The organism is Pseudomonas sp. WPR_5_2 (assembly GCF_003634475.1).
Taxonomy (GTDB): Bacteria; Pseudomonadota; Gammaproteobacteria; order Pseudomonadales; family Pseudomonadaceae; genus Aquipseudomonas; species Aquipseudomonas izuensis.
In genome coordinates, this window is record NZ_RBLA01000008.1 from 277771 (window position 1) to 293909 (window position 16139).

General features: G+C 58.0%; 14 protein-coding genes. 5 read left to right on the forward strand and 9 right to left on the reverse strand.

The annotated features are described in order from the left end of the window. Positions 1-188: 188 nt before the first annotated feature. Positions 189-710, reverse strand: coding sequence for a lactoylglutathione lyase (gene gloA, locus BJ917_RS26775; protein WP_096511757.1), 522 nt, complete (start codon positions 708-710; stop codon positions 189-191). 145 nt (positions 711-855) lie between these two features. Between gloA and BJ917_RS26780 the strand changes: the two genes are divergently transcribed. Continuing rightward, positions 856-1380, forward strand: a complete 525-nt coding sequence (locus BJ917_RS26780; RefSeq protein ID WP_096511756.1) for a DUF4946 domain-containing protein — start codon at positions 856-858, stop codon at positions 1378-1380. Between the two features lie 176 nt (positions 1381-1556). Here the strand turns inward: BJ917_RS26780 and BJ917_RS26785 are convergent, their stop codons facing one another. The 3 genes from BJ917_RS26785 to BJ917_RS26795 all read right to left on the reverse strand — a co-directional run bounded on the left by BJ917_RS26785 (position 1557) and on the right by BJ917_RS26795 (position 4672). After that, entirely contained in the window at positions 1557-1919 is a 363-nt protein-coding gene (locus BJ917_RS26785) for a histone-like nucleoid-structuring protein, MvaT/MvaU family (RefSeq protein ID WP_096511755.1), read from the reverse strand. A gap of 235 nt (positions 1920-2154) precedes the next feature. After that, the gene (locus BJ917_RS26790; RefSeq protein ID WP_121105432.1) at positions 2155-3687 is read right to left on the reverse strand and encodes a cyclic diguanylate phosphodiesterase; all 1533 of its coding nucleotides are present in this window, start codon (positions 3685-3687) and stop codon (positions 2155-2157) included. Between the two features lie 112 nt (positions 3688-3799). Beyond that, positions 3800-4672: a LysR family transcriptional regulator gene (locus BJ917_RS26795; RefSeq protein ID WP_121105434.1), complete on the reverse strand. Its 873-nt coding sequence runs from the start codon at positions 4670-4672 to the stop codon at positions 3800-3802. A gap of 78 nt (positions 4673-4750) precedes the next feature. Between BJ917_RS26795 and BJ917_RS26800 the strand changes: the two genes are divergently transcribed. Both BJ917_RS26800 and hppD read left to right on the forward strand, forming a co-directional pair. After that, entirely contained in the window at positions 4751-5716 is a 966-nt protein-coding gene (locus BJ917_RS26800; RefSeq protein WP_121105436.1) for a DMT family transporter, read from the forward strand. 226 nt (positions 5717-5942) lie between these two features. Beyond that, positions 5943-7019 (forward strand): 4-hydroxyphenylpyruvate dioxygenase, encoded by a 1077-nt coding sequence (gene hppD, locus BJ917_RS26805; RefSeq protein ID WP_096511751.1) that lies wholly within the window; start codon positions 5943-5945, stop codon positions 7017-7019. A gap of 128 nt (positions 7020-7147) precedes the next feature. Here hppD and rarD read toward each other — a convergent pair whose 3' ends face one another. From rarD to BJ917_RS26830, 5 genes are all read right to left on the reverse strand, one after another. Beyond that, positions 7148-8029, reverse strand: a complete 882-nt coding sequence (rarD, locus tag BJ917_RS26810) for an EamA family transporter RarD (protein WP_121105438.1) — start codon at positions 8027-8029, stop codon at positions 7148-7150. 216 nt (positions 8030-8245) lie between these two features. Beyond that, entirely contained in the window at positions 8246-9259 is a 1014-nt protein-coding gene (locus BJ917_RS26815) for an aldo/keto reductase (RefSeq protein WP_121105440.1), read from the reverse strand. A gap of 33 nt (positions 9260-9292) precedes the next feature. Beyond that, entirely contained in the window at positions 9293-10360 is a 1068-nt protein-coding gene (locus BJ917_RS26820; protein ID WP_121105442.1) for an NAD(P)/FAD-dependent oxidoreductase, read from the reverse strand. Then, the gene (locus BJ917_RS26825) at positions 10347-12518 is read right to left on the reverse strand and encodes a hypothetical protein (RefSeq protein ID WP_121105444.1); all 2172 of its coding nucleotides are present in this window, start codon (positions 12516-12518) and stop codon (positions 10347-10349) included. The genes BJ917_RS26820 and BJ917_RS26825 overlap by 14 nt, the downstream gene beginning before the upstream one ends. A gap of 180 nt (positions 12519-12698) precedes the next feature. Continuing rightward, on the reverse strand, positions 12699-14012 hold the full coding sequence (locus BJ917_RS26830; protein WP_121105446.1) for an MFS transporter: 1314 nt from the start codon (positions 14010-14012) through the stop codon (positions 12699-12701). Positions 14013-14179: 167 nt separating this feature from the next. Here BJ917_RS26830 and BJ917_RS26835 point away from each other — a divergent pair, with 167 nt between their 5' ends. Further along, positions 14180-15301, forward strand: a complete 1122-nt coding sequence (locus BJ917_RS26835) for a sugar diacid recognition domain-containing protein (protein WP_121105448.1) — start codon at positions 14180-14182, stop codon at positions 15299-15301. A 181-nt stretch (positions 15302-15482) separates the two neighbouring features. Next, a complete protein-coding gene (locus BJ917_RS26840) occupies positions 15483-15941 on the forward strand; it encodes a transposase (RefSeq protein WP_121105450.1) in 459 nt (152 codons plus the stop codon). Positions 15942-16139 lie beyond the last annotated feature (198 nt).

Here is a 16139-nt window from a genome sequence, read left to right on the forward strand (position 1 = left end):
CCGACGCTGAAAACACAAAACCCCATGACGGATCATGGGGTTTTTTGTGTCTGGCATTTAACAGGGCGGGAGCCGCTTTGCTGTGGGAGCGAGCCTGCTCGCGAAGGCAGTGGGTCATTCAACTGTGATGTCGGCTGACATTACGCTTTCGCGAGCAGGCTCGCTCCCACAGGGTTCTGTGGTGAAAGTTAGAGTGGCGCAGGCTGGATGATTTCGACCCAGTAGTTATCCGGATCCTTGATGAACGCCAGGCTCTTCATGCGGCCGTCGTTCAGGCGTTTCTGGAAGTCGCAGCCCAGTGCTTCAAAGCGCTCGCACGCGGCGACGATGTCCGGAACCGAAATGCAGATATGACCGAAGCCGCGTGGGTCGGTGTTGCCGTTGTGGTAGGCGAAGTCCGGGTCGTTCTCGGTGCCGTGGTTATGGGTCAGTTCGAGAATGCCGGGGATCGATTTCATCCACTCGGTGCGCGCGGCGGTGTCGGCCGGGATCTGTGATTTATCGACCAGCGCGAGGAAATACAGGCTGAACTCGGCTTCCGGGAAATCGCGCTTTTCTACCAGCGTAAAACCGAGGATGCGCGTGTAGAAGTCCAGGGATTTGGTGATGTCCTTGACCCGCAGCATGGTGTGGTTGAAGACAAACTTTTGCGTCGCGGTATCAGGTTGAGCGGTGACGCCGGGGAAGGTGTTCAGTTCGTGCAGGCTCATGGGCCCTCCGGAAAATAAGCGGGGCTATCGAATGGTGGACATGATACGCAAGGGTAAGGACATCACCAAACCCAAAGCCTCTGCTATTGCCTGACAGACGGCCTGGGCTCAGACTTCACGGCTCAAAACGCGAGTGTTGATTGCAATGATTCGATTCGGTAAATCGGTGTTCATCCTGATCGGCATGCTGTCCGGGATTGCCAGTGCTCAGGCCGAGACGCCGGTCATGACCTGGCCTCCCGGCTGGCAGGTCGAAGAAATTGCACCAGGTGAGGGTGCTTCAGGTGTGTCTCGCCAGCGTGCAGTGAAAGTCGATCAGGGCGGCACCCCGGTGATGGTGATGGAGCTGACCATGACGCAGGTGCAAAGCGATCATCAGGTCAACCTGGAAGGGGTGTTGCTGGAGATGCGCAAGTCGGTGCAGAAAGACTTTTTTCAAGGGGGCTATCAAAGTGTCTGCAACCGGATTCATCCGTCTACCTTGAGCCGGTTATCGGCGCTGGAAACCACCTGTACCATTACACAAAACGGCCGGCATGTGCTTTCTCAAACATTGGTGGCGGCGGTGGACGGCGATAAAGCCTACGTTCTTTCCTACGCCGGACAGGCCGAGGCTTATAAGGCCAGCCAGGATGAAATAGAGGCGGCGCGTAACGCCTTGAAACTTTAAAAGAAGACTTTAGTGGCTTCAGGCTTTGCGTCCGCGCCGAAATATTTAGATACCCAAACGGATTAAGCACAAAGTTAGTCGGCAAGTAGTGGTTTGATCGGCCAACATCGTTGAATTTAGAAGGTATTCATGAAAAAGCCCTGCATTTGCAGGGCTTTTTTTTACAGCGCAAGTGCTTAGCCACGCAACCAGGAATCAACGGTAGAGGCACCATATTGTTCCTTCCAGGCTTTCAAGCCGCGGTGGTTGCCACCCTTGGTTTCAATCAGTTCACCGGTGTGCGGGTTCTGATAAACCTTGACTACGCGGGCGCGGCGGGTTTTCGGCGCCGAGGCTTGCAGGCCGGATTTGGCCGGATTCGGATCGAGAATGGCGATAATGTCGCGCAGGCTCTTGCCGTAGGTTTTCATCAGCCCCTGGAGCTTTTCTTCGAATTCGATTTCTTTCTTGAGCCCGGCATCGTTCTTCAGGGACTCAAGCTGCTTGAGCTGCTCTTGAAGGGCCTTTTCAGCTGCACGAAATTCAGCGAGTCTGGACAATATCTTTACTCCAATAGTGTGTTTGGCTGATACCAACCGCAAACAAAGCTATAAGCCAAGAGCCTTGAAGCGACCCGGTGATAAATGGCTCACCTGCTAAATTACCGCAGGCATGAAAAATTGTAGTAGTTAATGGACCAAGAGTAAATCATGTCTTTTTTTTCATGTAACCAAGAACGGTCATTTGTTTCAAATTGGTGCGTCCTATCGCTGTCTCATCGCTTGAAAGCATTAGTTAATGGTCACTTAATGCACTAATGAACTCCGCGCCGGGCATCGGTCGACCATATAGATAGCCCTGCAGGAAGTTGACGTTATGGGCCGTCAGATAATCACTTTGCGCCAGGGTTTCCACACCTTCGGCAACCATCGCCAGATCGAGCTTGGCGGCAAGTTCCATGATGCTGTCCAGAATGTGGCTGGACAGCGTGTCGATGCCGATCATGGCGACGAAGCTCTGGTCGATTTTCAAATAATCAACATTGAACTGCCGCAGATACCCGAGGCTGGAATGGCCGGTGCCGAAGTCGTCGATGGCGATCTTCACCCCAAGGTCATGCAACTGTTCGAACAGTTGATGGGTAATGGCCGTGGGTTCGATCAGTTCGCGTTCAGTCAACTCCAGCACCAGGTAAATGGAACCCGGTGCGAAAGCCGCGAGAAATTCGCGGCAATCCCGGACCAGGTCCAGATCCTGGCAGTGATTGGCGGTAATGTTGACGCCGATGTGGAAAGGTTCCTCGAACGACGTGGACAGCGGAGCGAGCAAGGTGGCTGTCTGTTGCATCAATGAGCGGGTCATCGGCACGATCAGTCCGGAGTGTTCGGCGAATGGAATGAACAGGTCGGGGCGCACCAGGCCTTCTTTCGGGTGGTTCCAGCGCATCAGCACTTCGATGCCGGAGATCTTTTTGCTATCGCCATGCACAACGGCCTGGAAGTACGGAACGAACTCTGCCGCGTCCAGCGCACGCTTCATTTCATGGGTCGGTGACGATGAACGCTTCTGTAGAATGTGTCCGATCAGGCCCGATATGACGCCAAAGAAAATCAGCAGGCTGAACAACGGCGGGTATTGGCTGCTCATGTAGCGCCAGGTTTCGCCTTCGGGGAAACCGGCCTGAACGCCAAAGGCAAAACGCGAAGAATCGATTTTGGTTTGCGCCACCGGAAAGACGGGGAGGGGCCCCTCATGGAACTCGCCGTCGGAGGTCAACCAATGGGGGCCGACTTGCAGGGCCAACAGGGTATGACGGCCGATCATGCGCAGTGCATTAATCAGGTGATAGCCATCGAGCGTGCTCATCGCGCCACGCAGGCCTTCGCCGAGCCGATATACCAGCACTGCCGTGTTGGGTGTGACCGGGTTGCCTTTCATCAATAACAAGCGGCCACCGGCGTAGTCCCCGGATGCAATCTTCTCCTGATAGTCACCAAACAAGGAACTGCAATAAATAGTGTCGTCCCACACCAGATTGGTCGAGCGCACGAATGGTCGGCGAGTGGCTTGCTCGCGCAAGGCCAGGTTGACGTCGATACAAGTTTGTCCGGCCAGGGGCAGTAACTCCCGGGCTGCCTGGGCGTTGTTGTCGAGCATCAGTTCGAACTGGCGAATGGCTTCTTCGGCAGTCTGCTGCGTACTTTGCTGGAGCGTTCGCTCAGCTTGCATGGAGAGAATGACACCGCCCAGTAATACCGGGAGTAATCCACTGGCAAGGGTGATTGCAATTCTGATGCTGCGTTTGCGGGTGTTGGCGTTCAGTGGCATTTGCGAAACCTGTAACGATGAAATAGGGCTCTCAAATGCTGGCAGGGCGCAACGCCCTGCAAAAAGAGTTCAAGTTCGAGCCATGATAGTTGGCTCTGGGTACTTACGCCGCTCATCGGTAATCGAGCCCTTGGGCCAGTTTGATGAACGCCAGTGCTGCGGGTGATGCCTGGCGCTGATCGAGTACTGCCAAACCGACCTGTCGCACCACGGCGGGCCGCAAGGGTTTCTTCACGTAGCGGGTGTCGCTGAGCTCGGGCAGCGAGCCTTCGGCGACCACGGTCAATGCATCGCCGCGACCGACCGTATCCAGGGTGCTCAGCAACTGCGAGCAACGAAAACGGATGTTGGGTGTCAGCCGGGCGGCATTGAACAGCCGCGATACCAGCTCTGACGAACCGGCCTCGGTCAATACGAAAGGGTCATGGCACAAGTCGCTCAAACTCACGCTGTCACGCGCCGTCAACGGATGATTGACCGGCAGCAGCGCAACCATCTGGTCTTCCATCAGCGCCACCGTATCGAAACGCTCGTCGGGCAGCACCACAAACCCGATGTCGATGCGCCGCTCTTCCAGCCATTGGATCACCTGACGGTCCGGCCCTTCATCAATGTGGACCTCGATGCCCGGATGTTCGGCACGGTAGCGCTGCAGGATCATGGGCAGCAATTTGATCGACGAAGTGGGGCCGAACGAGCCAACGCGCAAGGTGCCGCGTTTCATGCCCCGGGCATCCGCAGCTTCCTGGCGCAGGGTATTGGCCAGACCCAGCATGGCCCGTGCACGCAGCAGGAGCTGCTGACCGATATCGCTCAATTCAACCTGGGACTGATGACGGCGCAGCAGTTCGACGCCCAATTCCTGTTCCAGGGATTTCAACGCATGGGAAACCGCCGATTGGGTAATCCCCAGGCGATTGGCCGCCGCCGTGAAGCCGTGCAGCTCGGCGACGGTGGAGAAGATCTCCAATTGAGTGAGGGTCATGAGTGTTTACTCATTTTACGATGACTAAGTATTAGCGGAATGATACGTCATCCCATCGATCACAAAACCCGGAGACGTATGTCCACATGTGAACAAAGCCTGTCCAGGCAGTCCGATGTACTCGTTTATTTGAAACTGGCGACGGTCACCATGATCTGGGGCGGCACCTTCGTGGCCGGGCGGTTCCTGGCCGATAGCCTCAGCCCGTTGTTCGCCGCCAGCCTGCGGTTCCTCCTGGCCAGCGCGGCATTGTTGTTGTTTTTATTGTTGACCCGCGTTCCATTGGCTCGACCCAGCCCCAGGCAATGGTTGCAACTGGCGCTGCTGGGATTCTCTGGGATCTTCTTTTACAACCTCTGCTTTTTCTATGGCCTGCACTACATCAATGCCTCGCGGGCGTCCCTGATCGTGGCGCTGAACCCGGCGGTGATCGGGTTGGCCTCGTGGCTTTTGTTTAAGGAGCGCTTGAGTCGGGCGAAGGTCGCGGGCATCGCGACCTGCATTGCCGGGGCAAGCCTGGTGATCGTCAGCCGCAACCCGCAACTGCTGGCCGGCAATTCCGACGCGTGGATCGGTGATCTGCTGATTCTCGGCTGCGTGCTCGGCTGGGGCATTTATTCGCTGTGCTCCCGGGAGCTGAATCAAAGCCTGGGACCGGTGCAAACGGTGACCTGGTCGATTTTGCTGGGCACGCTGATGCTGTGTTTGACGTGCGCCATTCGCGGTGAGGTCAGTCTTGCTGTACTCGCCAGTCTCGGCCCGTCGCAGTGGCTGAGCCTGATGTACCTGGGCGTATTGGGTTCGGCACTGGCGTACATCGGCTATTACGACGGCATTCGTAAAATTGGCGCGACCCGTTCCGGTGTCTTTATCGCCCTGAACCCGCTTACCGCCGTGATCCTCGGCGCACTGCTGTTGGGCGAGCAACTGACGCTGGCCATGTGCCTGGGGGGAGGGCTGGTTCTGGCGGGGATTTACCTGTGCAACAAACCCCTTGCGCCGGCGGGAAAAAAGCGGATTTTATACAGAAGGCGGACAAACTGATTTACGCTGTGTAGAATCAGGTTACGCATACAAGAATACGTCTTCTGGCAACAGAAGCTTCGCCCGCAAGAGCCTTGGGTCGACCATGAAGTTATTAGGGTTTCAATTGATCTACGGTGATTTCCTCGCCCGCAGCGTGCGGGGCATCTCCTGTGCGCCTCCCACCGGTCTCAGCATTGCTAGCAACTAACCTTTGTTAATTGATAAGAATGATGAGGCGCCAACCATGGCAGATTTATACGAAAACCCAATGGGCCTGATGGGCTTCGAGTTCATCGAGTTTGCATCGCCGACCCCCAACACCCTGGAGCCGATCTTCCAGATCATGGGCTTCACCAAGGTCGCGACCCACCGCTCCAAAGACGTGCACCTGTATCGCCAGGGCGCGATCAACCTGATCCTCAATAACGAACCGCACAGTGTGGCGTCGTACTTCGCCGCCGAGCACGGTCCGTCTGTGTGCGGCATGGCATTCCGGGTCAAGGATTCGCAAAAAGCCTACAAGCGCGCCCTGGAACTCGGCGCCCAGCCGATCCATATCGAAACCGGCCCGATGGAGCTGCACCTGCCGGCGATCAAAGGCATCGGCGGTGCGCCGCTGTACCTGATCGACCGTTTCGGTGAAGGCAGCTCGATCTACGACATCGACTTCGTGTACCTCGAAGGTGTCGATCGCCACCCGGTCGGTGCCGGCCTGAAGATCATCGATCACCTGACCCACAACGTGTATCGCGGCCGCATGGCCTACTGGGCGAATTTCTACGAGAAGCTGTTCAACTTCCGCGAAATCCGTTACTTCGACATCAAGGGCGAATACACCGGCCTGACCTCCAAGGCCATGACCGCGCCGGACGGCATGATCCGCATCCCGCTGAACGAAGAATCGTCCAAGGGCGCCGGGCAGATCGAAGAGTTCCTGATGCAGTTCAACGGCGAAGGCATCCAGCACGTGGCGTTCCTGTCCGACGACCTGATCAAGACCTGGGACCACCTGAAAAGCATCGGCATGCGCTTCATGACCGCGCCGCCGGACACCTACTATGAAATGCTCGAAGGCCGCTTGCCGAACCACGGTGAGCCGGTGGGCGAACTGCAAGCGCGGGGCATCTTGCTGGACGGTTCGTCCGAGGCGGGCGACAAGCGTCTGCTGCTGCAGATCTTCTCGGAAACCCTGATGGGCCCGGTGTTCTTCGAGTTCATCCAGCGTAAGGGCGATGACGGCTTCGGCGAAGGCAACTTCAAGGCGCTGTTTGAATCCATTGAGCGCGACCAGGTTCGGCGTGGTGTGTTGTCCACCGATTAAGCTGATTCACCGCTAAAAAACTGTGGGAGCGAGCCTGCTCGCGATAACGCCAGATCAGTCAACCGAGATGTTGAATGTCAGGCCCTTATCGCGAGCAGGCTCGCTCCCACATTTGTTTTGTGTTTGCCTTAAGGGCGACGCTGCCGCATCAGATGCTTGAACCCTTCAAACACCAGCACCAGTACCGCCATCCAGATCGGAATATAAGTCAGCCATTCACCGGGCTTGATGCTTTCCCCCAGCAACAACGCCACGCCGAGCAACAGCACCGGCTCCACATAGCTCAACAACCCGAACAGACTGAACGGCAGCAAGCGGCTGGCGATGATGTAAACCACCAATGCCGAGGCGCTGATCAGACCCAGAAGCGGGATCAACCCGGCCAATGCCGGGTGCTGGTCGAAGACGCCGAAGCCCTGTTCGCCACCGTGCACGAACCAGTAGGCAATCGGCAGCATCAGGGTCATGTCCACCCAGAGCCCGCCGAGGTTGTCGGTCCTGAGCCATTTGCGCACGACGAAATACAGCGGATAGCCCACGGTCACCACCAGTGTCGCCCAGGAAAATCCGCCGACCTGATACAACTCATTGACCACGCCCAGGCTGGCGAAGAACACCGCGACTTTTTGCAGGTAAGACAGGCGTTCACCGTAGGCGATGCGCCCGGTCAGCACCATGGCCAGCGGCAACAGGAAGTAACCCAGCGACACATCGAGGCTGTAGCCGTTGAGCGGCGCCCACATGAACAGCCAGAGTTGTACGCCCAGCAACGCCGAGGAAACGATCAGGCCACCGACCAATTTCGGTCGGATGCTGATCCGGCGCAATAGCTCAGCGGCGCGTCGCCATTCACCGGACACCACCATGAACACAGTCATGCAGGGCACGGTCAACAGCATGCGCCAGCCAAAAATCTCCACGCCGCTCAAGGGGGTGAGCAGCGAAGTGTAGTAATACATGACGGCAAACAGCACCGAGGCTGAAACCGATAGAGCGATACCTTTAGACAAGCTGTCCTCGCGAGGTTGAACGTAAAACGGGGTGCGGAGGATACGTGGTTTTTGTGCTGAATATTGGCCGGATGATCAGAATTTTCAACATTCCGGGGGGGCGAAACCCTGTGGGAGCGAGCCTGCTCGCGAATGCGGTTTCACATCCAACATTGATGTTGAAGGGTAGACCGCTTTCGCGAGCAGGCTCGCTCCCACAATAGGTGGCGTGTCTTTTCAGTTATTGTGCGGTTTACGGCCTGACACGAAATGACTCACATCATTGAACCCCGGTGTCGACGCATGCCCCGGCGTCACCAGCGAATCAATGAACGCTTCATCCTCGGCCGTAATCTTCACCGTTTGCGCCTTAGTGTAGGCATCCCACTGTGCTTCTGTGCGCGGGCCGACGATGGCCGAGGTGACGGCGCTGTTGTTCAGTACCCAGGCAATGGCGAACTCGACGATACCCACGCCACGCTCCTGCGTGTACTGCTGGATTTGCTGGGCAATGCGCAGGGACTCAACGCGCCATTCGGTTTCCAGGATGCGTTTGTCTGCGTGCCCGGCACGGCTGTTGGCATCCGGTTTCACGTCCGGCGCGTACTTGCCACTGAGCACGCCGCGCGCCAGCGGACTGTAGGGCACCACGCCAAGGCCATAGTTCTGTGCGGCGGTGATCTGCTCGGTTTCGGCCTGGCGGTTGACGATGTTGTACAGCGGCTGGCTGATCACTGGCCGGTCGACGCCGAGTTTGTCGGCCACCCGAATGACTTCGGCGATGCGCCAGCCGCGATAGTTCGACAGGCCCCAGTAGCGGATCTTGCCCTGGCGAATCAGGTCGCCGATGGCCGACACCGTGACCTCCAGCGGCGTGTTGTGGTCCTCGCGGTGCAGGTAATAGACGTCGAGATAGTCGGTGCCCAGGCGCGTCAGGCTGGCCTCGATGCCATTGAAAATGTGCTTGCGACTCAGGCCGCTGCGGTTCGGCACACCGTCAACCGGGCCGAAGCCGACCTTGGTGGCCAGTACCCATTCATGGCGGCGGCTGGCGATCGCTTCGCCGACGATTTCTTCGGAATGGCCGTTGGTGTAGACGTCAGCGGTGTCGATGAAATTGATGCCCTGTTCCCAGGCCTTGTCGATGATGCGCAGAGAGTCCTCAGTGCTGGTCTGTTCGCCGAACATCATCGTGCCCAGGGTCAAGGTCGAAACCTGCAGGCCCGAATGGCCCAGCGTGCGATAGCTCATGTCGAAATCCTTTTGCCAGTGGGGAAGGCCTAATCAAATACCAGAAAGGTCCAGCGTATCAAAATGAATTATCGGTGCAGTGGTCAGCCAGTCCGGTGGCGCCGGGTGCGCGGTGTAAAACTCGCGCATTTTGTTCATGTCCCTGACAAACCAGCTGTTGAGCCAGGTTCGATATTGGTGCTGATACGTGGCTTGATGGACGGGATGGGCCAGACTTTTTATGACGGCATGACCGGCCATCATCCCCGACATGATCGCCTTGAGCACGCCATGGGAAGTGCCAGGATCGAGGATGGACGCTGCGTCACCGACCATGAAATATCCCGCCCCGGCGCATTGCCCACACGCGCGCCAAGTCACATCCGCACCCCTTGTGTTCGAGAAATCCCTCAAATGCGCGAGCTCCGCAGGCGGTTGCAGATTCGCTTGACGAGCGTTGAACTTCAGGCGGGTCCAGGCGTACGAATCGGCGGCGATTTTCGCTATCCAGTACCAGCCGTGCGGATTCGCGATGATTGCCGGGGCGTCGTCACACACGGTGGATCTGCCCTTGGCGTAACCGTAGGTGGCGATCAATGGCGGTGAATACGCGTGACGCTCCAATGCCAGTTGTCGCGCCAGCCAACCCTTGGCGCCGCTGGCGTCAATCAACTGAGCGCAATGGAAAACACCCTGATCGGTGTCCACGCCTATTACTGTCTCGTTGGAGCGAATGACCTTCAAGGCTCGACAAGGTCGTACCACCGCTGCGCCCACTGCCTGAGCCTGGCTGAGTAAGCGGTTGTCGAGCAGGCGTCGGGGAATCTGGAAGCCGCGCCAGGGACCGTCGGCATCACCGCCAAAGGCATTGAAGTGGCGGGGAGTCCCCCATTGCACCCAATTACCGTGATGCCGAATGAAATCGCCCGTCGATAGCGCAGGGGCAATAGCCAGTTGCTGCAACAACGGTTCGATGCCCGGTGGCAGGGTTTCGCCGGGTCGATCGCGATAAACCGCTGATTGTTCGAGCAACGCCACGCTCAATCCCTGTTGTGCGCAAAGGATCGCCGCAGCGCTGCCTGCCGGGCCGGCGCCGATGACAACGACATCATGGATGTACAAGATAGCGCGCCTGCCATGGGTCTTGTTCGCGCTTGATCAACAGTGTTGTCGGGCTGACAAACAGATAGAACATTTCGAGTACTTCGGCATGTCGCTTGGTGAAGTCTTCGGGGATGGTCGTGCCATCAATGTTGTTTCTATAAATCTGATAGGCGTGAACCGGCGCTTCCAAACGGGTCCCTGTCGTTGACTCTGCTTGATCCAGCTCTTTGTCCGGGCGCCTCACTTTCTGGAAAAGCAGGACGGACCAGCGCTTTTTTTCCTGCCGTGTAATGGCGCCCAACGCACCGAAAGCGTTATGCATGGACAAGATCCGCGCCTGGTAATCCTCGGCAGTGGTTTGTGCCAGGAGACTGACCGATATCCGGTTATCCAGGGCGTTTCTTGTAAGGTCGACGTGATCGTAACTCTCGTACTCGACTCGCCTCACATTGTCCACGTCGATCAGGCGGGGCGTGTTGACGCCGTCGCACGCAAATTGCTCTTCGTTCTGCAACGGTATGATCGCAATCCCGTCCTCCCTGGGAGCGTAGTTTCTTGATGAGTCCGCGGAGAGCACGGGCCAGTAGGCGCCAGTCGCATCACAAATCTTCATGTCGTCCGTCCACGGACTGCCCAGTACAGACGCGTCGAAGGAATCGGGGTTGAATCCACTGCCGAATTTGGGGGCGATATCCCAGCCCGGGCTGAGCGTACCCGCGCCACCATCGGTTAAACAGGTTTGTCTTTGCTGATGCGCGACCGCTACGGTAGTGGCCGGCTCCCCGGTGTCCAGCGTGTGCGAGATGATGGCGGCGATGCTTTTGTCTTGCACCGGAAAATGACCTCCCGGCAAGCGTGTGTTACCAGCCATTCTCCGGTCTGCGAGCACCCTGAGGCTTTGTCCGAAAAAGACCTGGGGAAACCGCTGTCCAAGGCTCCACTCGTGTAGCCGCCGAGGTGTATGGAGAGGATAAAAACAAGGCGCCGATACCAGCGAATACGCTGGCCAATGACTCAGTCTCGCGGTGTCGAGTGCGGGGCAAGTCGCGCTGACCTGGCCGTCAGCGGTGTGGTCAATGAAATGCAAGGCGTTATAGCCACCCGCGTCAACAATGGCCTGCACATCACGTTCGGTGCTCAGATCGTGGACAGAGCCATCATCATTCTGTTTAAAACGTCGATTTATGATGTAGCCCTGATAGTCGGGGGCCTGCGGAATCGAAAAAAATAGTCGTTCGCCCTTGTAGCGGGCTTCTTCCACCAGATGTGTCTTGGCGACCGGGGTCAGCAAGCCACTGCCATAAACTTTCGGGTCGGCCCATTTGACAAGATTTCTGGTAATGACAAACGGTTCGTTGGAAATGTCCGGTTCGCCCCACCCGGAGCCGGGAAAGTTGCGATGAAACTGGCGGAGTTTTTCATTGATCTGAAAAAAATCCATCTTCAGTTTCAGATCCAGGCCGGCAATGCAGTCAGGGCCGTCAAACAGCTTGTGCAATGGCACCCAGAACTGGCGCACATCATCGCCGGATTGCGCGGGCCATGGCCCGAACTCAAGGGAGTCGCCGGCTTTCTGCATGGCGATGTAGGCGCTATACCGTGCCGGTATGACGCGGATCGCTCGTGGATTGCTCGTTACCCAAGGCAGGAAACCCCGTCGCGCCCGATCGTAGTGCGGGGGAGCCGTGCCGACACGTGCAATGCCGGTGCGGGAGAAACACAGATCGGCATGTTTCTTGTGGCCCGTGTCTGGCCTGGGTCTGTACTCAACGGCGAACACGACAATGCCCAGTGGTGTACCGGTCCCGGCTTGTTGTTGAAGGTCTGTCATCGACGGCAGCCGGGAGCCATAAACGTAATTCAAGACCGTTTCTATCTCGGCCGCTGTCGGGAATAACGTAAACGCCTTGCCGTCAGGAGCCTTCAACACATTGGGTGAGGCGAGGGCATGGAATAACAGACTGCGAGCCGGTTTGCCGGCCTCGATGCCCCGCTGTCCGGTCAAGGAGAAATCTTCAAACCCCTTGAGGGTTCGATCCACTGATAATGTTTTGCTTAACTCTGCCGCCAAGGGCCGAGCCTTGATATCGAGCCCATGATGTAGAAAAAGCGCGTGCCAACCACTATCAGATGCCAGACGCGTACAAACAGCCTCGACGTCGTCGATCACAGCCATGATGTCGTCCTGCCGGAATGAGTGTGTTCACACAAACTCGGGCTGACTTCCATGGATTCAAGAGAGCCGATCCGAACAACGTTGTGACATGGTGTATCAGCCTAGTGCAGGTGTAGGGAAAAAATCGACTATCAGATCTGCTAGGCACGCCGGAGCAAAAGGGCTCCGGCGCCCGACGTGTCACTGGTTACGCAACGTCCGCGTCATGCGCAACGCCAGCAGACTCCCGCAGACAATCACCCCCGCCAGCAGATACAACGCCGCATCGGTGGACCCCGTGCTGTCCTTGACCCATCCCACCAGGTAAGGGCTGAGGAACCCCGCCATCTGCCCCATGGAATTGATCAGCGCCAACCCACCGGCCGCCGCGCCGGCACTGAGCATCGCGGTCGGCACCGGCCAGAACATCGGCAGGCCGGTGAGGGCGCCCATGGTGGCGAGGGTGAGGCCGAGGATGGCGATGGCCGGGTTGGCGGCGAAGTTCACCGCGATCAACAGGCCGAGCGCACCCATCAGCATCGGCACCACCAGATGCCAGCGACGTTCCTTGCGCAGGTCCGCCGAGCGGCCGACCATCAGCATGAACAGGGCTGCCAGTAAGTAAGGAATCGCACTCAGCCAGCCGATCACCAGGTTGTCGCTGAAGCCCAGGTTCTTGATGATCGACGGCAGCCAGAAGTTGATCGCGTAGACGCCGCTCTGGATGCAGAAGTAGATCAACCCGAACGCCCAGATCGCCGGGTTCTTGAACACCGCCAGCAGCGAATCGGTGGTGGTTTTCGGTTTGTTGGCCAGATCGTCAGCGTGGTCGGCTTCCAGCACCGAACGCTCGAACGGCGTGAGCCATTTGGCGTTGGCGTAACTGTCGCTGAGCAGGAAGTAGGCGAGGGCGCCGAGGATTACGGTCGGGATGCCTTGCAGCAAGAACATCCACTGCCAACCGGCCAAACCGCCTTGTCCGGCGGCGAAGTGGTTGAGGATCCAGCCGGAGAACGGGCTGCCCAACAGGCCGGACACCGGGATCGCCGACATGAACAGCGCCATGATCCGGCCGCGTCGGAAAGTCGGGAACCACTGCGAGAGGTACAGCACCACGCCCGGGAAGAACCCGGCCTCGGCGGCGCCGGTGAACAGACGCAAGGTGTAGAACTCGGTGGGTGTAGTGACGAACAGCAGGCAGGTCGACAGCGCGCCCCAGGCGATCATCATCAGCGCAATCCAGCGCCGTGGGCCAAACTTTGTCAGCGCCAGGTTGCTCGGAACGCCGCACAGCACATAGCCGATAAAGAAGATCCCGGCGCCGAGGCCATACACGGTTTCGCTGAATTTCAGCGCGTCGAGCATCTGCAACTTGGCGAAACCAACGTTGACTCGGTCGAGGTAGTTGAACAGGTAGCAGATGAAAATGAAGGGGATCAAACGCAGGGTGATGCGTTTGTAGACGGCGTTTTTCTCGTCAACGATGGCCTGGGTAGCGGCGGCGCTCTGTGACATGGCGGCTCTCTCTTTTTTATGATTTTTGGCGATGCAAAGGGTAACGTTGATCGCCCTGCGAGTCTCGGCCACCGCCCAGGTCTTGTCTTTGTGCCGGCGCACAGGGTTTGCCACCCAGCCCTGTGCGGGCGAACAATGGCCCCATCATGTATTCAAGGAACCCCGTCATGTTCGAACTCGATCACGACCTGGCCCAGGACATCGTCGACCGGGCGATGGCGATCCTGCCGTACAACGTCAACGTCATGGACAGCCAGGGGTTGATCCTCGGCAGCGGCGAACCCGAGCGGGTCAACACCCGGCATGAAGGCGCGCAACTGGTGTTGGCCAACGGTCGCGTGGTGGAGATCGACGCGCAGACCGCGATGTATCTCAAGGGCGTGCAACCGGGCATCAATCTGCCGCTGATGCTCGATCAGCGTTTGATCGGCGTGCTGGGCATCACTGGCGAACCCGAGCATCTGCGTACCTATGCTGAACTGGTGCGCATGACGGCAGAGATGCTGGTGGGCCAGCGTAATCAGCAGGCGGAACAGCAATGGCGGCGTCAGCGTTGTGATGATTTGCTGGCGTTGCTACTCAGCGACGCGGGGGACTCGCCGCGACTGATCGACGAAGCGCAACAGCTCGGGCTCAAGCCGCAAATGGCTCGCGTGCCCTATCTGTTTGAACTGGGCATGGAGCAAGGGCCGGGGCAAACCGTCGATGCGCTCAGTGCCTGGTTGATGTCGCGCTATCCGGACAGTTGGTGCGTGAGTTCGGCCAAGTCCTCGTTGCTGTGGTGCCGACCCGCCCATCAGACCGTCGAGAATGAACGTTTGCTGGAAAAGCTCGAGGGCCTTGGCTGGAACATTCTGCGCATCGCCGTGGGCGGGCAGGCCGATGGATTAGCGGGATTGCGTCGCTGTTATCGCCGGGTCGGCGACCTCTTGGCCTATGGGCGCGAGGTGTTGCCCCGGTCGCGGTTGTTGATCCTCAACCGTTATCGATTGCCGGTGATGCTCTGGCGCCACCGCAACGACGATGCCCTCGACGAATTGCTCAACCCGCTGCGCAAAGTCATTGCCAAGGACAACAACGGCCAGTTGCTGGCAACCCTGCGCAGCTGGTGCGAGCACGATGGCCAGAGCCAGGCCTGTGCCGATGCGCTAGGCATTCACCGCAACAGCCTGCGCTACCGCATGGAGCGGATCGCCGAACTCAGCGGCGTCGATCCACTGCGCCTCGATGGCATGCTCGCCCTTTACCTGGGCGTGCAACTGCTCCCGCAGACCGACACCCATCCATAAACAACACCCCCACCCTGGACAATGTTGGGACACAAATTTCATGAGCAACGCAAATCCCCTGTGGGAGCGAGCCTGCTCGCGAAGGCAATCGTCCAGACACATCCCGTTAAATGCCGGTCCCCCCCTCTGGCATCCACAGGACTAGCCTTCTTCATGACTTAAACATGCAAGAGGCAAAGGAATGCCTGGATTGTCCGCTTCACACCGCCTGCGTCTGGGCCGTTTTGCCGAACCCAATCGGATTTACCTACTGACCACTAATACCCTCGCGAGAGCTCCGGTCTTCAACGACTTCGCCTTGGGCAGGTTGGTCGTCGCCCAATTTCGCGCCGCGCAAGAACTTGGATTTGCCCATTCATTGGCTTGGGTAGTCATGCCTGATCACTTCCACTGGTTGATCGATTTGCAGCGCGGATCATTGAGCGAACTGATGCAAAGGACCAAATCCATGAGCACCAAAGCGATAAACCAGTCCACTGGCCGACAGACTCGTTACTGGCAGCAAGGTTTTCATGATCGAGCGCTACGCCGCGATGAAGACTTGGTAAAAGTGGCCCGGTACGTTGTGGCAAACCCGTTAAGGGCGGGGCTGGTCGATAAATTGGGTGACTATCCGCTGTGGGATGCAATCTGGGTCTGAGCTGGAATCGAGTCGCCTTCTTCGCGAGCAGGCTCGCTCCCACAATGGACCGTGGTGGGGCCCGGATTGCATGGGCAACGCAAACCCTCTGTGGGAGCGTGGTGGGGCCCGGATTGCCTAAGCAAGACCAATCCCCTGTGGGAGCGAGCCTGCTCGCGAAGAGGCCAGCACATCCAACACCTATACCGACTGACCCAC

Excerpts from the sequence above, each read along its gene's own strand:
- BJ917_RS26835 (WP_121105448.1), top strand. The coding sequence starts at position 14,180 with ATGTTCGAACTCGATCACGACCTGGCCCAGGACATCGTCGACCGGGCG.
- BJ917_RS26800 (WP_121105436.1), top strand. The coding sequence starts at position 4,751 with ATGTCCACATGTGAACAAAGCCTGTCCAGGCAGTCCGATGTACTCGTT.
- BJ917_RS26815 (WP_121105440.1), bottom strand. The coding sequence starts at position 9,259 with ATGAGCTATCGCACGCTGGGCCATTCGGGCCTGCAGGTTTCGACCTTG.
- BJ917_RS26825 (WP_121105444.1), bottom strand. The coding sequence starts at position 12,518 with ATGGCTGTGATCGACGACGTCGAGGCTGTTTGTACGCGTCTGGCATCT.
- BJ917_RS26790 (WP_121105432.1), bottom strand. The coding sequence starts at position 3,687 with ATGCCACTGAACGCCAACACCCGCAAACGCAGCATCAGAATTGCAATC.
- BJ917_RS26840 (WP_121105450.1), top strand. The coding sequence starts at position 15,483 with ATGCCTGGATTGTCCGCTTCACACCGCCTGCGTCTGGGCCGTTTTGCC.
- hppD (WP_096511751.1), top strand. The coding sequence starts at position 5,943 with ATGGCAGATTTATACGAAAACCCAATGGGCCTGATGGGCTTCGAGTTC.
- BJ917_RS26795 (WP_121105434.1), bottom strand. The coding sequence starts at position 4,672 with ATGACCCTCACTCAATTGGAGATCTTCTCCACCGTCGCCGAGCTGCAC.
- gloA (WP_096511757.1), bottom strand. The coding sequence starts at position 710 with ATGAGCCTGCACGAACTGAACACCTTCCCCGGCGTCACCGCTCAACCT.
- BJ917_RS26780 (WP_096511756.1), top strand. The coding sequence starts at position 856 with ATGATTCGATTCGGTAAATCGGTGTTCATCCTGATCGGCATGCTGTCC.
- BJ917_RS26830 (WP_121105446.1), bottom strand. The coding sequence starts at position 14,012 with ATGTCACAGAGCGCCGCCGCTACCCAGGCCATCGTTGACGAGAAAAAC.